Genomic DNA, 23,625 nt, shown 5'->3' with positions numbered 1-23,625 from the left:
TTTATTTTATTAATTCTAAAGTTTTTTCTGTAGCATTTAACTTATACTTACATCCAAAAGGAAGTGTTATCATTGGAGTGCAATGACCTGATTTTAAGTTGAATATACAAGGCTTATTATACTTAGCTACTCTATCTTGTATAAGTTCTAAAATTTCAAAATCATCATCATTATCCTTGTTGCAATCACAGAAATCACCAAATACAATTCCAACACAATCATCAAACTTACCTGCTAGTGATAGTTGAGTTAACATTCTATCTAATCTATAAATAGCTTCTCCAACATCTTCTATAAATAATATTTTCCCCTTTGTATCTATTTCATACTTAGTTCCAATACCTGCTACTATTAATGCTAAATTTCCACCTATTAACTCTCCTTCACACTGCCCTTTTACAACTGTGTATATAGGTTCATCATTAGGATTTTCAAACTTATTAACATTGTTATTTAAAGCATTTATTAAAGAATTGTAAGTAAATTCATCCCATTTATGAGATGTTCCTGCCATTGGACCGTGAAATGTTACTAAATCAGTGTATTTATTAAAAGCTATATGTAGCCCTGTTATATCAGAAAATCCAACAAAGAATTTAGGATTATTTTTTATAATATCATAATCTATTAAGTCCAATATTCTAGGTGTTCCATATCCACCTCTTAAACAAATTATTCCATCTACAGTTTTATCTAAAAACATATCTTCAATATCTTTTGCTCTTATTTTATCTTCACTTGATAAATATCCTTTATAAGAACCATAGCAACTGTCTCCAAACTTAACATTATATCCTAAATTATTTAAGGCATTTTCTATTTCTCCTAAAGTTGCAGCTCTAAATGGTCCAGATGGTGCTACTATACCTATAGTATCCCCCTTTTTTATTCCTTTTGGATATATCATATTATCTCCCCTTTAATTAAAACATCATGTTTGTCACAACAACAGCAGTTATTAATCCTACAGCATCTGCTATAAGTCCAGCTGGAAGTGCATGACGAGTCTTTTTAATTCCTACTGCTCCAAAATAAACTGCTAATACATAGAAAGTAGTTTCTGTTGAACCATTCATTACAGATGCCATTCTACCTATTAATGAGTCTGGTCCATAAGTTGTAAATAAATCATTCATAACCCCAGATGCTCCTCCACCTGATAAAGGTCTTATAAGTGCCATTGGTAAAACCTCTCCTGGCATTCCTATTTTATTAGTTATTGGTGATAATGCATTTGTTATTAAATCAAGTGCTCCAGATGCTCTAAAAACTCCTATGGCAACTAACATACCTACTAAAAATGGTATGATTGTTACTGCTGTTTTAAAACCATCTTTTGCTCCATCTGTAAATGTCTCATATACGTTAACTTTTTTAAATACTCCAAATAATACTATTGATACCACTATAAAAGGTATTGCATAAAGTGATATTGCATTTACTATATTTTCAAACATAATTAGTCCTCCTTACTAGTTACTAATGTATCATTAGCTACTACTTTCGTTTTTTTATTTTTTGAAAACTTTTCAAATATTTTTACTGCTACTATGGCAGCTAATGTAGATGCTATTGTAGCAACTAATGTTGGTCCAATTATTTCTGCAGGGTTTTTAGAACCTGCTGCTAGTCTGTATGCTATAACACTTGATGCAACTAATGTTACTGATGAAGTATTTATTGCTAAGAACATACACATTGCATTTGATGCTGTATCTTTTTCTTCATTTAAGTCTTGAAGTTCTTTCATAGCTTTTATACCTAATGGTGTTGCTGCATTACCAAGCCCTAATATATTTGCTGCTATATTCATAACCATAGAACCCATAGCAGGATGATCCTTTGGAACATCTGGGAATAAAAACTTCATTACTGGTTTTAAAGCATTTCCTATTAATTTAACTAATCCTGCTTCTTCAGCAATTTTCATAAGTCCTAACCATAAAGCCATCATACCTATTAGACCCATTGATAATTCTACTGCTGTGTCTGCGTTACTCATTAACGCATCTGTAACTGCTTGTGTATTACCAGTGAAAACTCCTATAATTATTCCTCCAACTAATAATACCATCCATATAATATTAATCATTATATCTCCCCCTTTTTTAGATATTATATTAGCTTAAATAATCTAATATTTTATATATTTTTTTATCTTTTATATATACTCTGGCAACTCTTCTTGATACTATGCTTAATAACTCATTTCTATTTGTATCTGCTAAATTAGCTACATCAAGTAATTTAGGTCCACCATTTCCATAAAAAATAACTTCACTGTCCATACTAACATCTTTAATATCGGTTAAATCAACTATACATTGATCCATACAGATTTTGCCTAGTATGTTTGCTCTTTTTCCATTTACGTATACATACCCTTTATTTGATAATGACCTAGGTATTCCATCTGAATATCCGCATAAAACAGTTCCTATCTTCATTTCTTTATCAGCTATATATGAATAATCATAACTTATTCCTTCACCCTTTTTAATAGTTTTAATTTGTGCAAACTTAGATTTAAAAGTCATAGCAGGTTTTAAATTCATTATAGATTTTCTACTGTTATATCCATATAAACTTGCTCCAACTCTAACCATATCCATATGAAAATCTTTATACGAAACCATTCCTATACTATCGCATATATGCTTTATAGGTATGTCAATACATTTTATTTTATCTAATAATTTAATAAATTTATTAAATTGTTCATAATCACTTTCTATATCTTTTAGTGCTAGATGTGAAAATATTCCTTCTACATTTATATTCGGTAGATTATATATGTAATAAATTGTAGACGGTAAACTTTCATTTATCTTAAATCCTAATCTATTAAATCCTGTATCTATTTTTATGTGTATATTTGCTTTTGAGGTTATTCTTTTAGATTTGTTTGATAAAATTTCAGCTTGCTCTTTTGAAAATATGGTCAATGTTATATTATTTTGAATGGCTATATCTAAACAATCATCTGGAGTGTATCCCATTACTAATATTGGTAGTTTTATATTATTATTTCTAAGTTCTATAGCTTCATTAAGTCCAGCAACACATATATAGTCAATATTTTCTTCTTCTAATACTCTTGCAACTTCAATTGCTCCATGACCATAAGCATTAGCTTTTATAACAGCTCCTAGCTTAGTATTTTTAGCTATAATTTTTTTTATTTCATTTATATTATGCTTTATAATATCTAAATCAATCTCAACGTATGTAGGTCTTAATAGTCTCATACGATATCCCCCTAATTATGCTTAATTTTCTATTAACCCCAAATATTTTATTTACTTCCTTTACTCATTTTATTATATATCATTTTTAGTTATTTTTTTTGAAAATAATGCTTATAACATTGCAAAAAATGCCACATACAATTTGTGCCATTTTTATAAATACAAAATTGGTATAATTAACTTATTATAAAAATAGAGGTGATTCTATGAATAATGTAATAGATAAAGTAAAAAATTTAAAATCTTGGATAATAGATATTAGACGTGATTTGCATAAAACTCCAGAACTTGGTCTTGAAGAATTTTTAACTAAAGAAAAAATTATAAAATATTTAGAAGAAATAGGTATAGATTATACGACTTATCCTAATCATACAGGGGTTATGGCCTATATTAATAAAAATGCTAAAACTACAGTTGCTATTAGAGCCGATATAGATGCCCTACCTATTATAGAAACTAATAATAAAAGTTATAAATCTATACATAATGGAAAAATGCATGCTTGTGGTCATGATGCACATACAGCAATTCTTATTGGAAGTTGTAAAGTATTATATGATATGAGAGATGAGTTAGATGTTAATGTAAAATTTTTATTCCAGCCAGCAGAAGAAACAGTTGGAGGGGCTAAGCTTTTAATAAAAGATTGTTGCATGGAAAATCCTAAAGTTGACTATACTATAGGACTTCATGTTATGCCGCATATAAATACAGGTATGGTTGAACTTCAATATGATTCTATGAGTGCTTCAACTGACACAGTTAATATAACTATAGAAGGTAAACAATGTCATGGAGCTTATCCTCATCAAGGAATCGATTCAATAGTAGTTGCTGGTCATGTTATATGTGCTCTTCAAAGCATTGTTAGTAGAAATATAGACCCTACTGACTCTGTAGTATTGTCTCTTGGACTTATAAATGGTGGTATAAAAGAAAATGTTATATGTCCAAAAGTAACAATTTCGGGTACTTTAAGAGCTTTAAATTCAGATACTAGAAAATATGCTAAAGAAAGAATTAAAGAAATTGTAGACTTTACTTGTAAGGGTCTTGGTGCTTTAGGTAGTGTTGATATAGAAGAAGGATATGCACCACTTGTTAATGATAACTTTGTTGTAGATATAATAAAAGAAAATGCAATAAATCTATTAGGAAAGGATAATGTAGTATTTAGAAAAAATCCTTCCTTAGGTGCAGAAGATTTTTCATTTTTCTTAGAACATTCAAAAGGAGCTTTTTATAATTTAGGGTGTAGAAATGAAGATAAAAATATTTTATCTCCTCTGCATACTGCTGATTTTGATATAGATGAGGATTGTTTAGAGATAGGGGTTATGCTTCATGTGTTGAATACATTGTCTTTTGCAAAGCTATAGTAATTCTTAATAGATGGTCCGCTAAAGTAAAATACATCATTTGAAATAGCCAATGTAAAAGAAAGTGAAAAAGAAGCAATATAAAAAGCTAAACATTCATTAATAGCAGAAACAGAAAAAGACTTTATCCTTATAGCTTGGTAGAGAAAATAGTCTCCTTTAAAGTAATTCACCCTGACAAATTGTCAGGGCTTTAATTTATTTAACCGCTTTTAATTTCGCTATATCCGCCCAGTTGCTTGCTGTTATTACTTCCACATTTGTTATATCTTTTTTTACTGCTTCAACATCACCTTTTATATGTGCTATATCATGTTTTATATTTTCTTGTTCTGCTTTTATTACATCTACTTTATGTTCTAAAGCCTTTAGTATTTGAGTGTTCTCATTTATTTGACTTTCCATTGAATCTATCCTAGTTTCTATCGAACCTATTTTGTTTTCCATTGAACCTATTTTGTTTTCCATTGAATCCATTTTATTTTCCATTAAACCCATTTTATTTTCCATTGAGTCTAATCTACTTTCCATTCTTTTTTGGCCATCTTGTAATGACTGCAAAATTTCTAGTATTTTACTTTCCACAAAATCTCCTCCTTTGGTTTTACTAATATTTATATTATAGTCTATTTTTGTCTATTTATAAACTAATTATTATTGTATTTTATTGGGATTATTTTTCCAATGTAATTCTATAATGTTTTTATCACTTTTGAACATTTCTTCATATTTATCTATCATAATTCTATCTTCTTCAGTAAGACCTATACCAAATACATCATTTAAAAATTTATAAAATCTCTTTATTTAGGAATACACATAGGTCTACTTGTAATCGGATCTAAAACTACTATACTATCTACTCCAAACACATCTTTTAACATATTCTCTAAATATCATTTTTTACGTTTCTGAAGTTATTGATATTATTTATATTTATAAGTTATCCACAAAAAATTTCATATCATAATTTCCTTGTACATAAAAAATTCGCTTCGCTCATGTCGCCAACGACTTCGTCCGTTGCTCAAAATCTTTTTTTACGCTCAAAACCAATTTATTGATATCACTTACATTCAGAATTTATCCACATTTTTTAAATATTATAATATCCTTAAGCGTAAAAAATGACTACCTTATATTTATAATATAAAAGTAGCCATTTAAAATTATCTTAAATTAAACTTTTCATTTTCATATACGACTTGATTATTTTCTTCAAGTTCTTTAAGTATTACATATATAACCTCTTTATTTAAAAATACATTTCCATTTTCATTTTTAACTTTTAAGTTAATATCTTTATACTTATCTTTTATATAATCTGTAAGATTATCTTCCTTTAAAATATTATAATTTTGATCTAAATAAACTTTAAATAACCAAGGCATAGCATTTTCGCTTAAATCAACTACTAACCTATCAAGTAATACATAGCTTTCATCATCATTTATAATCATGAAATCTGGCGTATCGTTTATAAGTTTATCTATATAATCATAATACTTCGTTGTGTCCTTCATGTCTATCTCCTTATTTGCTCATTTCAATAAATTTTTCTATCCAAAAGGCTATTCCCTTTATAACAGCACTTGTCACATTTTATCCTTATAAATATTAACCTTATAATGAATTTTCTTATTTATTCATATAATATCCTATATTTGCATTAATATCTATTACACCTTCTATATTTCCTTTTGATGAACTCATTATAACTGTAACACCTGGACCATGACCTGATTTTACACAGTCACTATGTACTATAACACCTATTGAAATGGCTCCACCTAAGTATCCTGTTCCATAAGTATTATCATGGTCTTGAAGTAATACTAAGTCTCCAAATCTTAATTTATCAAGTCCTAATCTTTTTATTTCTTCTTTATCAGCAGTCATTATATCATAATCCCCACTATAAGCATTACTTGAACCTGTACCTGAACCCATTAAATATGCTGGAACTTTAGCAACAACTGGGACTTGTAGTTTTCCATCCTTTTCAGTTATTCCTAGTTTTTCAAATAAATTAGGGTCTATACTCATAACTGCTACATCTTCATAACCTTCTATCGCCAAACCTTGACCATAAGCTTTAACTAATATTTTATCATCTATAGCTAAATCTTCTAAAGTTTCTTCATCAAAGTAAATCATAACATGTTCTATACCACCATGCATTCCTGTTACATAACCTTTTTTACCTTTAGCATCTCCTGATACAACTTTAGCTTCATTACCAATACATGCAAATGTAGTTAGTGCTGCATTTTCAGTAGTATTTTCATTTCTTATAGAAACACCTGGCTCAACATGGTCTCCTACCCAATTAAAAGCACTATCCCCTATTTTAACGTTGTATGATATACCTCCTGTAGCTGGTAGTACCATTGGTTTTCCATCAAAAGTTATTCTATAATTTCCACCTAGTGGATGATGTATTTTGCCTTGTACTGACCACTTTACTAAATTTTCTTTGTTTGTTTTTAACATTCTTTCTCTCCCTCTAATTATTTTATATCATTTATAAATTCATCTACTTCTATCTCTAAAAACTCTAAAGATATAATTAATCTTATAGCTTTTTTTATTTTCATCTAATTTTATTTTTATATTAACCTTATAACATACTTCTAATTTTTATATAACTTAATTAGTCATTATAGGAAATATTTAATTAATCTGTTGTTATAGTTATTTTTATAAATACATTGAAATTACTATATAAGTTTTTTAGTTATCAAAATATATTTTTTTAGACTCTAGCATTTTCAATAATTATAATTAACTAGCACAACGATTTAATTAGATGATGGATATATATTATTTCTATTTCATTTAGTATACTATATTATGATTATATCATATTAACTAATTATGTTATTTACAATTACTATAATATTTAATTTAAATACTTAACTTTATAGAAATAATTATAAATCTTATATATTTTTTTATTTACAAGTTCATACTATAATGATAGAATATAATCCCTTATAATTAAATAGAGGTAAACTATTATACTTAATAATAGTTATGTTGGTTATTATACAAAAGGATATGGTGATTAATTATGATTAATGAAAAATTACTAATAAAAAAAGCATTTGAAGCACAACAACTTTCTTATTCTCCTTATTCAGGATTTAAAGTGGGAGCAGCTTTATTAGGAACTAATGGTAAAATATATCAAGGATGTAACATTGAAAATGCAGCGTTTACTCCTACAAACTGTGCTGAAAGAACTGCTTTTTTTAAAGCTGTTTCTGAGGGTCAAAAAGAATTTAGCGCAATAGCTATTGTTGGAAATAAACATGATGTTAAATCTGGTGAAGGAGAATACTGTGCACCTTGTGGAGTTTGTAGACAAGTTATGGCAGAGTTTTGTGATCCTAAAACTTTTAAGGTATTTGTAGCAAAAAGTGAAGATGATTATCTTGAGTATACGTTAGAAGAAATTTTACCTCTAGGATTTAATGGAAAAAACCTTGAATAATATTATAAAAAATAAACTATCTTATATATTATAGTTATAAAACTATTTATATTGGATAGTTTATTTTTTAAGCTATATATTTATGATATTTAACATTAATAAAGTTATACTATACTATTTATTGATTTTAATTAACTCGTTGTACTAGCTAAATATGATTATTGAAAATACTAGAGCCTAGTAAACTATACTTTTATAGCTCAAAACCTTTATATAGTAAATTCAATATATTTAGTAAAATAACTAGCACAACAGATTAATTAACAATATATTAAAATTGTTACTTTTTCATATATTATCTATTAATATTTTATCATTAGAAAATTAAATCTAATCCAAAATAAAAATAAAGTCAAAACTAAATAAAACATACCCTCTATTGAAAAATATCTTTGCTTTATTTCTTTAATTCCCATTTTAACTTCATCTATTATCTCATTGCAATAATCAGTATTCTTTATTTCTCTACAATCTAAAGTTATTTCCATTAAACTGTGAACATAAATATTATTATCTATATCTAATAAGTATATTTCGTCATTTTTTACTTCATATTTTAGATTTTTTCGTTCTAAATAACTTTCTATTATATTTATTACATCTTTTTCTTTTACATTATGTATAGAGCATCTATATTTATTTTTTCTATATCCCCAAATAAAAATTAATAACATTACGATACAAAATGCTATTATACTACTAATTCCAATCTCTCCTAGTTTATATCCTTCTACTAAATTTGAAAGTGGCGTATACATTATAACTATAAACGTTATTACTTGTAAGTATCTTTGATTGTACATTATTTTTGCCCCACTTAATAAAGTTATAGTAGTTATAACTAACCCTACTAGCATTAAATCAAAGATTATCATTATTTCCCCCTATAATTTTTATTTATATAACATGAATTTCTTTATTAAGTTTATTTACTAAATTAAAATTTATTTTAATATAAATCTTACTATTTTAATTCCTACATATACTACTAAAACTATAATAAAAGCAGATAATAATAAATTGCTCCATGATATACCTATTAATGGTGTCATTGTCAACACTCCCCTATTTATTATTTTACATATCTTATTCTATTTCAAATTTATACTCATTTATATTATCATTTACTTCAATGCAAAAAGTTCCTTTCACATTTTTTAATTCATCTAAAGATTCTATGTTTAAAACTTTAAGTTGAGTACTAAAATCAGTAATTGGCTCTAATGTCATTTTAAAATTTTCATCTAAACTTGTTTTTTGTTCATTACCATTTATAGTTATATTTTTCATATAAAAGGCTATTTTTTTATTAGATTTATTTGAGATTGAAAAAATATAACCTATAGAATTTCCAGGTGTAACTTTCTCTTTTCCTGTTATTTTAACTCTTACAATATCATCATCGGCTATAATTACTGCTTTATCAAATAGTTCTTTTTCTTTATTGATTTCTACTTCATCAAATAAATCTTTTCCTTTATTGATTTCTGAAGATACTGTATTTTCATCAATTTGTTCTTTACTTATTTGTGTATTATCTATATTTGAACAAGCAACTAAGTTTAAGCTCATTATGCACATAATTAGTGCAGTTAATTTACGTCTTATCATATTTCCCCTCCGTGTATTAAAGCTTAAACTTATTATAACATTAATTTCCATAAAATACCATGAAGTTGGATTAGGCTAAAATGGACATTTTCATATATGTAAAAGTTAATTAAAATTGAAAATCAGCTTTATCAAAATTAATATGTATTGTTTTCATAAAATCTTCTAATTGTTCTATTTTACTTGCACCAGCTAACGGTAGTATTTCAAGATCTTGATTTAAAATGTATCCCAAAAGAATTTGAGATGTTGTGCAATTATATCTTTTTTCTAAAGCTTTTATCTTTTCTGCTATTTCTAAGTTAGATTCAGTGTAGTAAGGGCTATCTATAACAGCTTCTTTTCCTTTAGCTTCAAGCTTTTGGAAGAAACCACTACATAATCCAAAGTATGGCATAGCCAAATTATTAGAATTTTTATGATACTTCATCATTTCTTTATCCATAGTTACCATAGTTTCATCCGGGAATGGCTTCATATTGTCAGATGCAATATTAAATAACATTTGATTAGCCACAAATCCTCTATATCCCATTTCCTTGCAATACTTATCTGCTTCTATCATTCTTTTAGTTGTCCAGTTTGAACATCCATAATATCTTATTTTACCTTGTTTAACAAATGACTCCATAAGCTCTATCAAGTCGCTTACAGGTTGACTCAAGTCATCTCTATGATAAAAGTATATGTCTATACAATCTATTCCTAATGTTTTTAAGCTTAAGTTTAAATCATACTCCATATCATCTTTACTCATTCTACTTATATTCATAGTATCCATTTTAGGATGACCACCTTTAGTCATTATAACTAAATCATCTCTTTTACCTCTATGTTTTATCCAATCACCTATAACTCTTTCTGCACGACCTATCTCTGGTTCAACCCAATCAGAGTAAATTCTTGCACAATCTATAACATTTCCACCTAGGTTAATATATCTTTCTAATATTTCAAATGCATCTTCATTATCCCATGCAAGTCCAGCATTTACTGTTCCAAATCCTATTTTACTTAATACTAAATCAGTATTTTTTATTTTTATACTATTTGACATCTTTCTCCACCCTTCTTATCTTATATAAATTCGTTAGCTATCATATTGTGATAGTTAGAATAGTTTTCTGTTGTATGTTATTTATTTTATCATAATATTGGCTAGTATTACTTTTTAATTTTATATAGCAAAATACTCATATCTAATTGATATGAGTATTTGTGGATTTAAATGGTGGAGACGAAAGGAATCGAACCCCTGTCCGCAAATCATCCCCATACCGTATCTATGTACTTATCCTTCTACATTAAATTTTCCCAATATATAACAATTGTGAATTTATATTTTTATAATCATAATATATATCAGTTTACAAGTTCTATAATATATAAAGTTTCTTAATTCATTTTTAGTTAAATATTCAAATATAGATTTTATATTAATATTGTAAACTTAACTAATTTAATCAATAATTTATAAAGTATACGATAAAATTATTTATTTTACAGATACATATTTATTATCTTTTATATAAAATCTCCATAAATAATCTTTCGCTTCTTCAGCGTAATCTATATTTATTCTTTTAGCTTCAACCACATCAAAATCATTGTCAGCAAATACTTTTTCTCCATTTTTATCTATGTAGAAATCACTTATATAAAGATCACTATCTAATATATACTGAGAATTTAAACTTCTATCTATTTGTAGTGCCATACAAAGCTTACCTGGGCCATTTGTTATATTTTTCTTTTGGTAATTAGTTAAATCATCATATGACTTTTTATATCTATTAAATGCTATTTTATCAAATCCTATTATAGGCTCTACTGCTCTTATTAATACACATTCTGGTATATTTTCAACATTTGCTGATATATTTAAACAATGGTACATCCCGTATATTAAGTATACATATATATGACCACCTTCTAAGTATAGTGGCTTTGTTCTGTCGGTTTTTTTATCATTATATACATGCGCTGCTTTATCTTTTATACCCATATATCCTTCTGTTTCAACTATTTTAGTTACAATTTGCATATTATCGTATTTTCTTATTAAAAACTTTCCAAGTATATTTTTAGCTACATAGAGTCCATCATTTTGAAAAAAACACTTGTCCAAATTATCACCTCTAACCAATGCTATATTATTTGTATATAAACTATTGTGCCCTAAATAAGGCATTATACTATTTAAAATATCTTTTAAGCTTTGTTTGTGTTTTTAGGTAATATTATTGTAAATGTCGATCCTTTATTTAATTCACTTGTAACTGTAATAGTTCCACCATGAAGCTCTATTAATCCTTTTGTAATTGTTAACCCTAAACCACTACCTTTTGTAAATTCTCTTTTTGAGTTTACAACTTGGCTAAAACGATCAAATATACTGTCTATTTTTTCTGGTGGAATACCGCTACCTGTATCACTAATTTCTATAGTTAATGTATTATTAGAATCAATCAAGTTAACAACTATTTGACCATTTTTATTTGTAAATTTTATAGCATTACCAACAATATTTATAATACATCTTTCAATTGCATCCTGGTCAAAATTCATAATACAATCTTCTATATTTGTATCAAAAATAAGGTCTATTTCTTTTTCTTCAGCTAAACTTTTTAATGATAAAGTAATATCTTCAATTATATAAATTATATTTTTTTCTTCTAAAAGTAGATTATAAATTCCTTCATTCATTTTAGTTGAATCGATTAAGTCATTAATAATATTTAAAAGTCTTTTTAAATTATTATCACTTATTTTCATATATCTTGCCAATTCATTTGAAGAAATATTACCTGTTTTATTAAGGTTAGATATTAGTTGCTGAGTTGCTCCTATAACATTTAATGGAGTTCTAAGTTCATGAGACATATTGATTAAGTAATTGTTTTTACGTTTTTCTAATTCAATATTTTTCTTAAGAAGCTCATTTTTTTCTTCCATCTCTTTTGCTAATAATTTATTTTTTAAAGTAATAGCATTTTTTAAATTAGCTATTTTAAAAATAATATATAATATCGTTGTAAAAAATAGTGCAAAATAAATAAATTTAGCCATTTTACCTCTCCAAAATGGAGGATTTACATAAAAAGAAATAGTTTTAGGTTCACTATGTTTTCCATTAAAATTTTTAGCTACAAAATCTATAGTATATTTTTTATCAGCTAAATTTGAGAGTGTAATTTCATTATTACTCATTAATTTCCAATCATCATTATTTATTCGATAGTAAAAATCTACAGTTTGCATATCACTATAAATATTAGTATATAAATCTATAGTAATAAAATTTTCTTTATAATTTATAGATTTATTATTTAAATCATCTACTTTTTCTCCATTTACATAGATTGAGTTAAAATGTATTTTAGGAGAAATTATATTATTTTCTATAACATTAGGTTTTAAAATATACAAACCATTATTAGATCCTAAAGCATATTCTCCATTTTTTGTTTTAAGATATGAATTTGAAGAAAACTCTATATTATTTAAATATTTTTTGACATTTATTATTTTATCATTTTTAAATTCTAAACAATTTATGCCTGAATTTGTACTTATCCATATTTTATCATTTCGTGGAATAATACTATAAATACTATTATTAGAAAGTCCATCTTCAGTTGAATAAGATTTGAATTGTTTAGTTAATCTATCATATTTATTTAAATTACCTTCAGTACCAAACCATAAATTACCTTTAGAATCTTCCGCTATAGATAAGATAGTATTATCAGAAATACTATTTTTAGCCTCATTATATTTAAATATATTTACGGAATTATTTTTAGGATTAAATTCAATTAACCCATCTTTATTTGCTCCTCCAAGCCAATAAATACCTTTTGAATCTTTAAAAATTGCTCCACCTAAACTTATAGTTATGTTATTTTCCTTAAGTAATTTATTAATACTCTTTATACTAAAGTCATTTAAATTGATAATATCAAAACCACCTATAGTCCCTATCCACAAATAATCTCCATCTAAATATAGTGTATGGCAATATTTATTATTTAATAAATTTTGTACTTCTAAAGTTTCTCTATTAATTATGTTTAATCCAACTGATGATGTTGCAAATATATATTTTTCATTTCCTTTTATATCCCATATATTATCTGAATTTAATTTATTATCAGTTTTAGTATTTAGTTGTGTAACTTTATTATTTATTCTATCCCATATACTAATTCCATGGTTATAAACTCCAAGCCATAATTTTTCATCAATATCTTCATATACACCCATTATAATATTATTTTTTGTATTTTGTTCTGAAGTAAAATCATCGTAATTACTTATTCCTAAGTTATAATCAACTTTACTTATTCCAGAAAAAGTACCTATCCATAAAAGTCCGCTACCATCTCTTGTAATATAGGAAATATTATTGTCAATTAATGAACTTTCATCAAAAGGATTATTTATAAAATGCTTTTGTGCTCCATTTTTTTCAAATACATATAATCCATTAGTTGATCCTACATAAATTCCTGTGCCATCATGATAGATAGATTGAACAGTATATGAATTATCATTATTTTTGCTAATTTTTAATTTATAGTGTTGTTCTATTTTTCCAGTTTTAATATTATACATATAAATGCCATCAGATATAGTTCCTAAACATATAAAATCTTCATATATTGACATAGTTGTTAAAGTAGTGTTTTGGAGTATAGAATCAATAGTTTTATTATTAATAACACTATATTTTTTATTTATCATATCATATTTAAAAAAATAATTTTTAGATATCATATAAATTTCATTATCATTATAAAATTCTACAGATAATATTTTTGTATCTGAAGCATTTAAAGATTGATCTCTTAAAGGAATAAATTTGTCATTATTAAAATCATAGAGATTTAATCCGTTTGTTGTAGCTATTACAATATCACCTTTATTATTAATATTAATATCCATAATTTTATTTGATGATAACATACTATTATTTGTAGTATAGTTTGTAATTTTATCAGTTTTTAAATTAATTTTACTTATACCATCATATGTTCCCACCCATAAATTATTATTTAAATCTTCTATTATAGATGTAATGTTGCCATCAATAATATTTCTTTTCTCACTCAATCCTTTATTATAAATATCAAATTCAAAACCATTATATTTATTTAGTCCATTTTTAGTTCCTATCCATATATAATCTAAACTATCTTGATATATGGTATTTATTGATGTTTGTGATAAACCATCTGAATTTGTTAGATTGCAAAATATAAGTTCAGATGCATCAATATTAGTAACAGTGCATACAAATATTAAAAATAACGTCATAAATGTTATAATTTTACACCTTGTCATAAATATACAATTCTCCTTCTAAATTTATCTTTATAACCATAATTTTATTAATTTTACTTTAAATTGTCAATTTGTCGTACTTATGGTCAATTTATTGATATTACTTACGTTTACTTTTTTACCATATTTTTCTAATTTAGATAATTCACTTAAACATAAAAAAGCTATCCAGTTGGATAGCTTTTTATTTATTCATTTTTATATAAAGAATTTTAAAAGTATTCCTGCAACTATTGCAGATCCTATAACTCCAGAAACATTAGGTCCCATTGCATGCATAAGTAAGAAGTTTGATGGATTTTCTTCTTGCCCAACCTTTTGAACAACTCTAGCTGCCATAGGAACTGCAGAAACTCCTGCGGCACCTATCATTGGATTTATCTTACCACCAGTTGCTTTGCACATAAGTTTACCAAACAATACTCCTGATGCAGTACCTACAGAGAATGCTACAAGACCCATAGCTGTTACGCCTAAAGTTTGAAGTGTTAAAAATGTCTCTGCATTAGCAGTAGCTCCTACTGTAAGACCTAAAAATATTGTTACTATATACATTAATGAATTTTGTGCTGTTTCAACTAGCTTTGGAACTACTCCACTTTCTTTCAATAGATTACCAAACATTAGCATTCCTATAAGTGGTGCTGCTGTTGGTAAAAGTCCTATAACTATTATCATTGAAACTATAGGAAATACTATTTTTTCAGTTTTTGAAACTGGTCTTAATTGTTCCATTTTTATAGCTCTTTCTTCCTTAGTTGTAAGTGCTCTTATTATTGGTGGTTGTATAACTGGAACTAAAGCCATATATGAATATGCTGCAAGTGCTATAGTTCCTAGCATATGTGGTGCTAATTTTGATGTTAACTGTATTGCAGTTGGTCCATCAGCTCCACCTATTATGCCTATTGAAGCTGCTTCAAGTCCATTAAATCCAAGAAGTATTGCTCCTAAGAAAGCAAAGAATATACCAAATTGAGCTGCTGCTCCAAGTAACATTGTCTTAGGATTTGCAATCATTGGTCCAAAGTCTGTACTTGCACCTATACATAAGAAAATTAATGGTGGGAAAATACATAGATGGACACCTTGATATAAATAATATAAAAGTCCGCCTAATTCTCCATCTGTTGGAGCTTTCATTAAATCTGCTCCCGGCATATTTGCAAGTAACATACCAATTGAAATTGGTATTAATAAATATGGTTCGTATCCTTTTTTTATAGCTAAGTATAAAAATACACAAGCTATTAATATCATTAATATACTCTTAATGCCCATATTAGCAAAACCTGACTCTAATATGAAATTGCTTAACATATCTCCCATAGTAAACTCCCCCTTTACCTATAGACTAAGCCATTTTAAGTAATGTATCACCTGGATTTACATTTTGACCTTTATCTACAGATATAACTGTTATAGCTCCATCACGAGGTGCCACTATTTCATTTTCCATCTTCATAGCTTCAAGTATAGCTAAAACCTGACCTTTTTTAACGCTATCTCCATCTTTTACTAATATATTTGTTATTGTTCCTGGCATTGGAGCAGTTATATTTTCAGTGCTATCACCTACTGGTTTTAAATCTTCTTTTTTAACTTCTGCCTTAGTTTCAACTTTTTGTGTAAATGATACATTTTGACCTTCTTTTACTTCTTCTATTTCTACTTCGTATACTTTTCCATTTAATTTTATATGATATGTTTTAGAACTCATTTTAAAATCCCCCTATGTTTTAAAATTTATTTCAATTTTTAAAATATCTATCATCTTAGTTTTGATTTTAATATTTAAAATTTACTATGATATTCTTGTGATTCTCTTTATATGAAGATTTGGATTAGGTATCCCATCTCCAGCCATTATAGATGCGGCTAATGCTACTACTATTTTTTCATCTTCATCAATATTAATATTTTCTTGTACTGAATCATTTTTAATATTATTAACAGTACCTTTAGATATGTCCTTAACATTAGATGCTTTTACAGCATTTTCCTTTTTAAAGATATATTTAAATAAACTAAGTACACCTGAAATTACTAATAATATTATAAATACCATTGCCATGCTTGATATTGTTATATATAAAGCTTGAATTAAATTTAAATTTTCACCCATATTATCACCTATTTTCTACATAGTTACATTTATAAATTTAATTTTATTATCTTCTTTTTCTGCTGGCTTTTTATTATATTTATTTTCTAAAAACTTAGGAGCAACTTGTGGAAATAGTGCAACTGCTAATACGTCTTCATCATTTTTAGCTAAGTTTCCTGCTTCTTTTTTCATTTTTTCAAACTCAGGAGCTATTAAATCTGCTGGTCTTACAGTTATCACTTTTTCATCTCCTATTATTTTTTTTCTAAATTCATCACTTATTGGTGCTGGAGATTTACCATAATTACCTTTTACATAGTCTTTTATTTCTTTTGGAACTAATTTATATCTTTCACCTGTTAATACATTAAATAAAGCTTGAGTACCAACCATTTGACTCATTGGTGTAACAAGTGGTGGATATCCTAAGTCTTTTCTAACTCTTGGAACTTCTTTTAAAACATCTTCATACTTATCTTCTGCATTTTGCCCCTTTAATTGTGATAAAAGATTGGATAGCATACCTCCTGGTACCTGGTATTTTAAGGTTTGTGGTTCTGTTAATAGTACTTTTGGATTTAATATTCCATCAGCCATATATTTATCTCTTATTGGTTTGAAATATTCTGCGACTTGTAATAATTTTTCCATATCAAGGCCTGGATTTCTTTCCATTTCAGAAAATGTTAAAGAAAGTGATTCTGTTGGAGGTTGACTTGTTCCACCACTAAATGGGGATATTGCTGTGTCTATTATATCAACACCTGCTTCAACAGCCTTCATATATATCATATCTGCGATTCCACCTGTACAGTGAGTATGAAGATCTATAGGAATGTCTGTCATTTCTTTTATACGTTTAACTAAATCATATGCTTTATATGGAGTTAAAACCCCTGCCATATCTTTTATGCATATAGAGTCTGCACCCATAGATTCCATAGTTTTTATTAATTCTAAATAATACTCTGGTGTATGTATAGGACTTGTTGTATATGATATTGCACATTGGCAGTGGCCATTGTATTTTTTTATAGCTTTAATTGATGCTTCTAAATTTCTAACATCATTTAACGCATCAAATACTCTTATTATATCAATACCATTTTTTATAGATAATTCAATAAACTTTTCTACAGTATCATCTGCATAATTTCTATATCCTAATAAGTTTTGACCTCTTAAAAGCATTTGAAGCTTTGTATTTTTAACGTGCTTTCTTATTAGTCTTAATCTTTCCCATGGGTCTTCATTTAAAAATCGTATACATGCATCAAATGTAGCCCCACCCCAAACTTCCATTGCATAATATCCGACTTGGTCCATAGTCTCAAGTATTGGTATTATCTCATTAGTTTTTAGCCTTGTTGCTATTAATGATTGATGTCCATCCCTTAATGATGTTTCTGTTATCTTTAATTTTTCCATAAATTGATTCTACCCCCTATCAAGTTTATGTTTTTAAATTATATTATAAATGTATTAATTTAAGTTAAATGTTATGATTATGATGTGATTAAAAATTTAGTTTTCTATATTTTTAGACAAGTTATTTAATATAGCTGTTGTTTGATACATAATGTATTTAAGCGTAAAAAATTCGCTTCGCTTGAGCGACGTGTCGGCGAAACATTTCATGTCGCCAACGACTTCGTCCGTTGCTTGAGCCACTGCGTGGGCGAAATATTTCAAAATCTTTTTTACGCTCAAAACCAATTTGTTGATATTACTTACATTCAGAATTTATCCACATTTTTTTAAGTATTATAATATCCTTAAGCGTAAAAAAGCCTATAAAAATAAAATTTTTATAGGCTTTTTATGTATTTATTTTCAATAAAACTACAAATTATATCTATTTATTAGTATTTGTATTTGTATTGTTAATTGTACCCGGACTTTCCAGTGCATTTGGATATACACCTAAAGCTTTATTCATTTCTTGTAATACGTTATTGAAATCAGATTTTGTTTCATCCTTTGCTTTTATAGCTTCATCTACTGCTTTTACAAATTCATCTTGTGTCTTATCATATATATCCTTAGGTAGATTGTCTAAATTATTTAATCTAGCATCTATATTTGATATAGTTTTTTCACCTTCAGCTATTAACTTTTCGTTTAAGTCTTTTATTTTTGTATCTTCTGTTTTTGCATCATTTTTTAGACTATCAACAAATTTTTGTATTTTATCTCTTGATTCTTTATACGCTGATTTTAATTCTTCTACGTATTTTTCGTTTCCTGGATATTTGTTAGTTTTGTAATATTCAGTTACAGTTTCTGGTGTCTCATATATGCTGTACATACTTAAATTGCCAAGATTGTCTTCATAGAATCCAGAGTATTTTTCAACATAGTCATTGTTGGCATTATTTGTAGTGTCTGCAGTATTTTGTTCTGTTGTAGTATTTGCATCATTTTTTGGTGTAGTTTCTTTATTATTACAAGCTACCATTGATAATGATAGTGCTAATGATAATCCTGCAACTATGATTTTGTTTGCTTTCATAACTTTCCTCCTATCTAAATTTATCACCAATAGTATTTGTAAATTTAATAAATATATTCTTAATAAACAAAAATGAACTCTAGTATTCAAGTATATAGAGTTCATTTTTTTATTTAAATTATCTATTATATCTTATAATTTGACCTTTAAGAAAGTACTTAAAAAATATATATATAAATCTCATATACGTACCCCCAATACACTTTATTTACTTTATATATATATTAGAAATACCTTTTTAATTACATTTACTATATCCACATTGTAGACATATTCCACATCCACCAGTAGGTATTATAGATTCATTTCCACACTCTGGACATACAAACTTTTCTGTTTCTTCTTCTTTTAACTTATCTTCTTTTTCTATTTCTTCATATGAATTATCCTTTTTATTTTCTTTAGGTTTTTCATTTAAAAGTACACCACTTCTCTTACATCCATCACGATATATTGTTATTCCTTTTAAATTATTCTCCCATGCACTTACATATATATTGTAAACATCTTCAACTGTTGCTTCATATGGAAGATTTATTGTTGATGATATTGAAGCGTCTATATTTATTTGCCATGCCTTTTGCATTTTTATTCTTTCTTCAGGCTTTAGATTCATAGCAGTTACAAATATATCTCCTAAATCTTCTTCATTAGTTATTTCATTTATATCCATATACTCTTTTACTATAGGAGTATAAACTTTATAAATTACATCTTCATCGTGTAAACTTTCTGTTTTTCTAAAGTAAGATAAATTAAACATTGGCTCTATTCCACCACTTATCCCAAGCATTGTTGATATTGACCCTGTTGGTGGTATTGTAAGAAGTTGTGAATTTCTAAGTCCATATTTTTTTACTAAATCTTTTACATCTTCTCTTATATTATTTATAAAGAAACTTGATTTAAATAAAGCATTTTCATTATATTTTTCATAAGAACCATATTCTTTAGCTAGAAGTGCTGATTGTGTTACTGCTTCATTTAACATCATATTTGAAAGTTCTTCACATAATTTAATAGATTCATCACTTCCATATCTTATATTAAGCTTTATAAGCATATCAGAAATTCCCATAACACCAAGGCCTATTTGTCTATATTTTGATGCACTTTCTCTTTGCTCTTTTAATGGGTGAAGGTCTAATCCTTCTTCTAATACTTCATTTAATCCAACTACACAATCTCTAACACATGATTTAAATTTAGTTTTGTCAAACATAGCATGTTTTGTAAATGGGGCAATTACAAATTCTGATAAATTTATTGATCCAAGTAAACAACTTCCACCTGCTGGAAGTGGTTCTTCTGCACACGGATTAACTCCAGCATATTTAAAGTCTTTATCTTCACTTAATAAATGATTTTTTTCTATGTTGTCCCAAAATAGTATTCCAGGTTCTGCAAAATCCCAGTTGTTAGTTATAAGTTTCATAAATAGCTTATATGCATCAACTTCTTTTACTATTTCTTCTCCATCAGCTTCTACTTTAAACTTGCATTCATACATAGATTTATTTAAAACAGCTTTCATAAACTCATCATTTATTCTAACTGATATGTTAGCCTTAGTTACTTTTTCTAAATCAGTTTTTACATCTATAAATTCTTCTATATCCGGGTGATTTACATCCATAGATATCATTAAAGCTCCACGTCTTCCTCTTTGCCCTATAAGTCCTGTTGTCATAGAATAAAGATCCATAAATGATACAGAACCTGTTGTAGTTTTTGCAGAGTTGTGAACTATTGCTCCTTTTGGTCTTAAATTAGATATATCAATGCCTACTCCTCCACCATAACTAAATGTTCTTGCCAAATATTTTGCTGTATCAAATATACTTTCTAAGTTATCTTGTGGGGGACTTAATACATAGCAGTTTGAATAAGTTACTTTTATTCCGTCTTTAGGTAAACCTCTATTCGCAAGAATTCTTCCTGCAAATAAAAATTTTCTCTCTCTTATTAGTTTTGCTATTTTTTTATTTCCTCCAGATACTCTCTCTATCCATTCATTAAAACTTTCATTGTTGTATTGATATTTATTAGCCCAAATAGATTTTTGAAGTTCGTCCATTTGCCATTTAGATTTTCTTAAATCTGACCTTTTTTCTCTATATAAAATGTAATTTTTAGCTACATCTTTTCTATTAGATTCCATAAGTAAAACCTCAATATTGTCTTGTATGTCTTCAACTGTAAGGTTTATCTTATTTTCATTAATCATATTTTCTATATTATCAGCTATTTTTTTTCCTAAATTTTTGTCTATTCCATATTTGCTGTTTATAGTTGACTTGTAAATGGCATTTATTATTTTATTTTTATCAAAAACTTCATAAGTGCCATCTCTTTTTTCAAGTTTTATCATAAATACACCTCTTATCATCATTTTTGTTAAATTCCCCCATATTATTATATTCTTTTAAAATTCAACCTGACACAATATATTGTGTTTTCATTTTGTATTTTTATACCCAAATACTATATATAGTATTCAAATAAAAAAGATATAATTAGGAATAATTTTAAATTATGATAAAATCAACTACTTTAATGCATATTATCAAATATATCATCAAGGATTTATCTACATAAAAAATTCGCTTCGCTTAAGCGACGTGTCGGCGAAACATTTTTGTCACATCCGTTGCTCAAAATGTCATTTTTTACGTTTATAAAGTTATTGATATTACTTGTATTCATAGATTATCCTCAAATATAATTATGATATAATTTCCTTATACGTAAAAAATAAACTTAGAACTTCTACATTAAATTGTAAATTTCCTAAGTTTATTTTTACTATATCTTTTATTTAATTATTCGGCTATGTTAGCTTTCTTTGTGGTTATAATATAATTAAGATTCATAATTGTTATATAATACGAAATAATCATACATTTGATACAACAAATAGAAATAATAATTAGAAGAACATACTTGACAATTAGTCTAATTAGACTATAATATATAAATAGTCTAATTAGACTAATTATATATTATAATGTTTTACATCGAATAAAGGAAAGGATGATAAAAGTGATTAAATCATTTTTGATGTTAGGGCAGTCAAATATGGCTGGAAGAGGTTTTATTAATGAAGTACCTCCTATTTATAATGAAAGAATATATATGCTACGTAATGGAAGATGGCAAATGATGACTGAACCTATTAATTATGACAGACCTGTTTCAGGAATAAGTTTAGCTGGTTCATTTGCAGAGGCGTGGTCTTGCAAGAATAAAGATGATATTATTGGCTTAATTCCTTGTGCAGAAGGTGGAAGTTCATTGGATGAGTGGGCTGTAGATAAAGAACTTTTTAGACATGCAGTAAATGAAGCTAAATTTGCTAAAGAAAGCAGTGAACTAGTTGGTATTTTGTGGCATCAAGGAGAAAATGATAGTAATAATGGAAATTATAAAGTATATTATAAAAAGTTACTTGTAATTATTGAAGCTCTTAGAAAAGAATTAAATGCTCCAGACATTCCAATTATTATTGGTGGATTAGGAGATTTTTTAGGTAAAGAAGGATTTGGAAAAAGTTGTACAGAATATACTCTTATCAATAAGGAATTAAAAAAATTTGCTTTTGAGCAAGATAATTGTTATTTTGTTAGTGCAGAAGGTTTAACTTCTAATCCTGATGGAATTCATATTGATGCAATTTCTCAAAGAAAATTTGGGTTAAGATATTTTGAAGCTTTTTCTAATAAAGATCATATATTAAAACCATTGGCTAATGAAAATGAGTTAGTAGATTTAATTTGTTCAAGAGCTCATACTAAGTCAGAAAAAATATATATGCAAAGTATGGATTTTGCTTTAGGTAAAATATCATATGATGAATTTATATCTCAAGTTACAAAAATTAATAATGATTAAATAATATAGTTATGAGATAATCATATTAT

The 23,625-nt window shown here is 26.8% G+C and carries 21 protein-coding genes; 3 read left to right on the top strand and 18 right to left on the bottom strand.

Annotated features, from left to right (window positions below; translation table 11 throughout):
* Nucleotide 1 precedes the first annotated feature (1 nt).
* The 4 genes from CRIB_RS04275 to alr are packed head-to-tail and all read right to left on the bottom strand — an operon-like array spanning nucleotide 2 to nucleotide 3,248.
* Nucleotides 2–907, bottom strand: a complete 906-nt coding sequence (locus CRIB_RS04275; RefSeq protein WP_180703298.1) for a S66 peptidase family protein — start codon at nucleotides 905–907, stop codon at nucleotides 2–4.
* A gap of 16 nt (nucleotides 908–923) precedes the next feature.
* Nucleotides 924–1,457, bottom strand: a complete 534-nt coding sequence (locus CRIB_RS04270; RefSeq protein WP_180703297.1) for a spore maturation protein — start codon at nucleotides 1,455–1,457, stop codon at nucleotides 924–926.
* A gap of 2 nt (nucleotides 1,458–1,459) precedes the next feature.
* Nucleotides 1,460–2,092, bottom strand: coding sequence for a nucleoside recognition domain-containing protein (locus tag CRIB_RS04265; protein WP_180703296.1), 633 nt, complete (start codon nucleotides 2,090–2,092; stop codon nucleotides 1,460–1,462).
* Nucleotides 2,093–2,120: 28 nt separating this feature from the next.
* Nucleotides 2,121–3,248: an alanine racemase gene (gene alr, locus CRIB_RS04260; RefSeq protein ID WP_180703295.1), complete on the bottom strand. Its 1,128-nt coding sequence runs from the start codon at nucleotides 3,246–3,248 to the stop codon at nucleotides 2,121–2,123.
* Nucleotides 3,249–3,454: 206 nt separating this feature from the next.
* Here alr and CRIB_RS04255 point away from each other — a divergent pair, with 206 nt between their 5' ends.
* On the top strand, nucleotides 3,455–4,630 hold the full coding sequence (locus CRIB_RS04255) for a M20 metallopeptidase family protein (RefSeq protein ID WP_180703294.1): 1,176 nt from the start codon (nucleotides 3,455–3,457) through the stop codon (nucleotides 4,628–4,630).
* Between the two features lie 198 nt (nucleotides 4,631–4,828).
* On the opposite strand, the gene CRIB_RS04250 is transcribed toward CRIB_RS04255, so the two are convergent.
* From CRIB_RS04250 to CRIB_RS04240, 3 genes are all read right to left on the bottom strand, one after another.
* Nucleotides 4,829–5,215: a coiled-coil domain-containing protein gene (locus tag CRIB_RS04250; protein ID WP_243633574.1), complete on the bottom strand. Its 387-nt coding sequence runs from the start codon at nucleotides 5,213–5,215 to the stop codon at nucleotides 4,829–4,831.
* Between the two features lie 584 nt (nucleotides 5,216–5,799).
* Nucleotides 5,800–6,153 (bottom strand): hypothetical protein, encoded by a 354-nt coding sequence (locus CRIB_RS04245; protein WP_180703293.1) that lies wholly within the window; start codon nucleotides 6,151–6,153, stop codon nucleotides 5,800–5,802.
* Between the two features lie 115 nt (nucleotides 6,154–6,268).
* The gene (locus CRIB_RS04240) at nucleotides 6,269–7,123 is read right to left on the bottom strand and encodes a DUF4438 domain-containing protein (RefSeq protein ID WP_180703292.1); all 855 of its coding nucleotides are present in this window, start codon (nucleotides 7,121–7,123) and stop codon (nucleotides 6,269–6,271) included.
* Nucleotides 7,124–7,706: 583 nt separating this feature from the next.
* Here CRIB_RS04240 and CRIB_RS04235 point away from each other — a divergent pair.
* Nucleotides 7,707–8,126 carry a cytidine deaminase gene (locus CRIB_RS04235; RefSeq protein WP_334293964.1) on the top strand — a complete coding sequence of 140 codons (420 nt, stop codon included), beginning with the start codon at nucleotides 7,707–7,709 and terminating at the stop codon, nucleotides 8,124–8,126.
* 302 nt (nucleotides 8,127–8,428) lie between these two features.
* Here the strand turns inward: CRIB_RS04235 and CRIB_RS04230 are convergent, their stop codons facing one another.
* The 11 genes from CRIB_RS04230 to CRIB_RS04180 all read right to left on the bottom strand — a co-directional run bounded on the left by CRIB_RS04230 (nucleotide 8,429) and on the right by CRIB_RS04180 (nucleotide 22,097).
* On the bottom strand, nucleotides 8,429–9,001 hold the full coding sequence (locus CRIB_RS04230; RefSeq protein WP_180703290.1) for a hypothetical protein: 573 nt from the start codon (nucleotides 8,999–9,001) through the stop codon (nucleotides 8,429–8,431).
* 211 nt (nucleotides 9,002–9,212) lie between these two features.
* A complete protein-coding gene (locus tag CRIB_RS04225; RefSeq protein WP_180703289.1) occupies nucleotides 9,213–9,737 on the bottom strand; it encodes a hypothetical protein in 525 nt (174 codons plus the stop codon).
* A gap of 109 nt (nucleotides 9,738–9,846) precedes the next feature.
* Nucleotides 9,847–10,794, bottom strand: a complete 948-nt coding sequence (locus CRIB_RS04220; protein WP_180703288.1) for an aldo/keto reductase — start codon at nucleotides 10,792–10,794, stop codon at nucleotides 9,847–9,849.
* A 438-nt stretch (nucleotides 10,795–11,232) separates the two neighbouring features.
* Nucleotides 11,233–11,865: a DNA-3-methyladenine glycosylase gene (locus CRIB_RS04215; RefSeq protein WP_243633573.1), complete on the bottom strand. Its 633-nt coding sequence runs from the start codon at nucleotides 11,863–11,865 to the stop codon at nucleotides 11,233–11,235.
* Between the two features lie 83 nt (nucleotides 11,866–11,948).
* Nucleotides 11,949–15,086 (bottom strand): sensor histidine kinase, encoded by a 3,138-nt coding sequence (locus tag CRIB_RS04210; RefSeq protein WP_180703286.1) that lies wholly within the window; start codon nucleotides 15,084–15,086, stop codon nucleotides 11,949–11,951.
* Nucleotides 15,087–15,284: 198 nt separating this feature from the next.
* Complete coding sequence (locus CRIB_RS04205) at nucleotides 15,285–16,415, bottom strand: sodium ion-translocating decarboxylase subunit beta (protein ID WP_180703285.1); 1,131 nt, start codon at nucleotides 16,413–16,415, stop codon at nucleotides 15,285–15,287.
* Nucleotides 16,416–16,440: 25 nt separating this feature from the next.
* Nucleotides 16,441–16,806 (bottom strand): biotin/lipoyl-containing protein, encoded by a 366-nt coding sequence (locus tag CRIB_RS04200; protein WP_180703284.1) that lies wholly within the window; start codon nucleotides 16,804–16,806, stop codon nucleotides 16,441–16,443.
* Between the two features lie 84 nt (nucleotides 16,807–16,890).
* Nucleotides 16,891–17,211, bottom strand: a complete 321-nt coding sequence (locus tag CRIB_RS04195) for an OadG family protein (RefSeq protein ID WP_180703283.1) — start codon at nucleotides 17,209–17,211, stop codon at nucleotides 16,891–16,893.
* Nucleotides 17,212–17,226: 15 nt separating this feature from the next.
* A complete protein-coding gene (locus tag CRIB_RS04190; RefSeq protein WP_180703282.1) occupies nucleotides 17,227–18,621 on the bottom strand; it encodes an oxaloacetate decarboxylase subunit alpha in 1,395 nt (464 codons plus the stop codon).
* A gap of 427 nt (nucleotides 18,622–19,048) precedes the next feature.
* Nucleotides 19,049–19,705 (bottom strand): hypothetical protein, encoded by a 657-nt coding sequence (locus CRIB_RS04185; protein ID WP_180703281.1) that lies wholly within the window; start codon nucleotides 19,703–19,705, stop codon nucleotides 19,049–19,051.
* 238 nt (nucleotides 19,706–19,943) lie between these two features.
* Nucleotides 19,944–22,097 carry an adenosylcobalamin-dependent ribonucleoside-diphosphate reductase gene (locus CRIB_RS04180; protein WP_330404937.1) on the bottom strand — a complete coding sequence of 718 codons (2,154 nt, stop codon included), beginning with the start codon at nucleotides 22,095–22,097 and terminating at the stop codon, nucleotides 19,944–19,946.
* Nucleotides 22,098–22,747: 650 nt separating this feature from the next.
* Here CRIB_RS04180 and CRIB_RS04175 point away from each other — a divergent pair.
* Nucleotides 22,748–23,596 carry a sialate O-acetylesterase gene (locus tag CRIB_RS04175; RefSeq protein ID WP_180703280.1) on the top strand — a complete coding sequence of 283 codons (849 nt, stop codon included), beginning with the start codon at nucleotides 22,748–22,750 and terminating at the stop codon, nucleotides 23,594–23,596.
* The last annotated feature ends 29 nt before the right edge of the window (nucleotides 23,597–23,625 follow it).

This window comes from Romboutsia ilealis (assembly GCF_900015215.1).
Classification (GTDB): domain Bacteria; phylum Bacillota; class Clostridia; order Peptostreptococcales; family Peptostreptococcaceae; genus Romboutsia; species Romboutsia ilealis.
The sequence above is the reverse complement of the archived record's forward strand: the minus strand, read 5'-3'. Positions and strand labels throughout refer to the sequence as shown.

Bases quoted from the DNA above. Each gene is read 5' to 3' on its own strand.
- CRIB_RS04185 (WP_180703281.1), bottom strand. From the start codon at position 19,705: ATGAAAGCAAACAAAATCATAGTTGCAGGATTATCATTAGCACTATCA.
- CRIB_RS04270 (WP_180703297.1), bottom strand. From the start codon at position 1,457: ATGTTTGAAAATATAGTAAATGCAATATCACTTTATGCAATACCTTTT.
- CRIB_RS04195 (WP_180703283.1), bottom strand. From the start codon at position 17,211: ATGGGTGAAAATTTAAATTTAATTCAAGCTTTATATATAACAATATCA.
- alr (WP_180703295.1), bottom strand. From the start codon at position 3,248: ATGAGACTATTAAGACCTACATACGTTGAGATTGATTTAGATATTATA.
- CRIB_RS04190 (WP_180703282.1), bottom strand. From the start codon at position 18,621: ATGGAAAAATTAAAGATAACAGAAACATCATTAAGGGATGGACATCAA.
- CRIB_RS04180 (WP_330404937.1), bottom strand. From the start codon at position 22,097: ATGATGATAAGAGGTGTATTTATGATAAAACTTGAAAAAAGAGATGGC.
- CRIB_RS04265 (WP_180703296.1), bottom strand. From the start codon at position 2,092: ATGATTAATATTATATGGATGGTATTATTAGTTGGAGGAATAATTATA.
- CRIB_RS04205 (WP_180703285.1), bottom strand. From the start codon at position 16,415: ATGGGAGATATGTTAAGCAATTTCATATTAGAGTCAGGTTTTGCTAAT.
- CRIB_RS04230 (WP_180703290.1), bottom strand. From the start codon at position 9,001: ATGATAATCTTTGATTTAATGCTAGTAGGGTTAGTTATAACTACTATA.
- CRIB_RS04275 (WP_180703298.1), bottom strand. From the start codon at position 907: ATGATATATCCAAAAGGAATAAAAAAGGGGGATACTATAGGTATAGTA.
- CRIB_RS04210 (WP_180703286.1), bottom strand. From the start codon at position 15,086: ATGACAAGGTGTAAAATTATAACATTTATGACGTTATTTTTAATATTT.
- CRIB_RS04220 (WP_180703288.1), bottom strand. From the start codon at position 10,794: ATGTCAAATAGTATAAAAATAAAAAATACTGATTTAGTATTAAGTAAA.
- CRIB_RS04240 (WP_180703292.1), bottom strand. From the start codon at position 7,123: ATGTTAAAAACAAACAAAGAAAATTTAGTAAAGTGGTCAGTACAAGGC.
- CRIB_RS04200 (WP_180703284.1), bottom strand. From the start codon at position 16,806: ATGAGTTCTAAAACATATCATATAAAATTAAATGGAAAAGTATACGAA.
- CRIB_RS04255 (WP_180703294.1), top strand. From the start codon at position 3,455: ATGAATAATGTAATAGATAAAGTAAAAAATTTAAAATCTTGGATAATA.
- CRIB_RS04245 (WP_180703293.1), bottom strand. From the start codon at position 6,153: ATGAAGGACACAACGAAGTATTATGATTATATAGATAAACTTATAAAC.
- CRIB_RS04225 (WP_180703289.1), bottom strand. From the start codon at position 9,737: ATGATAAGACGTAAATTAACTGCACTAATTATGTGCATAATGAGCTTA.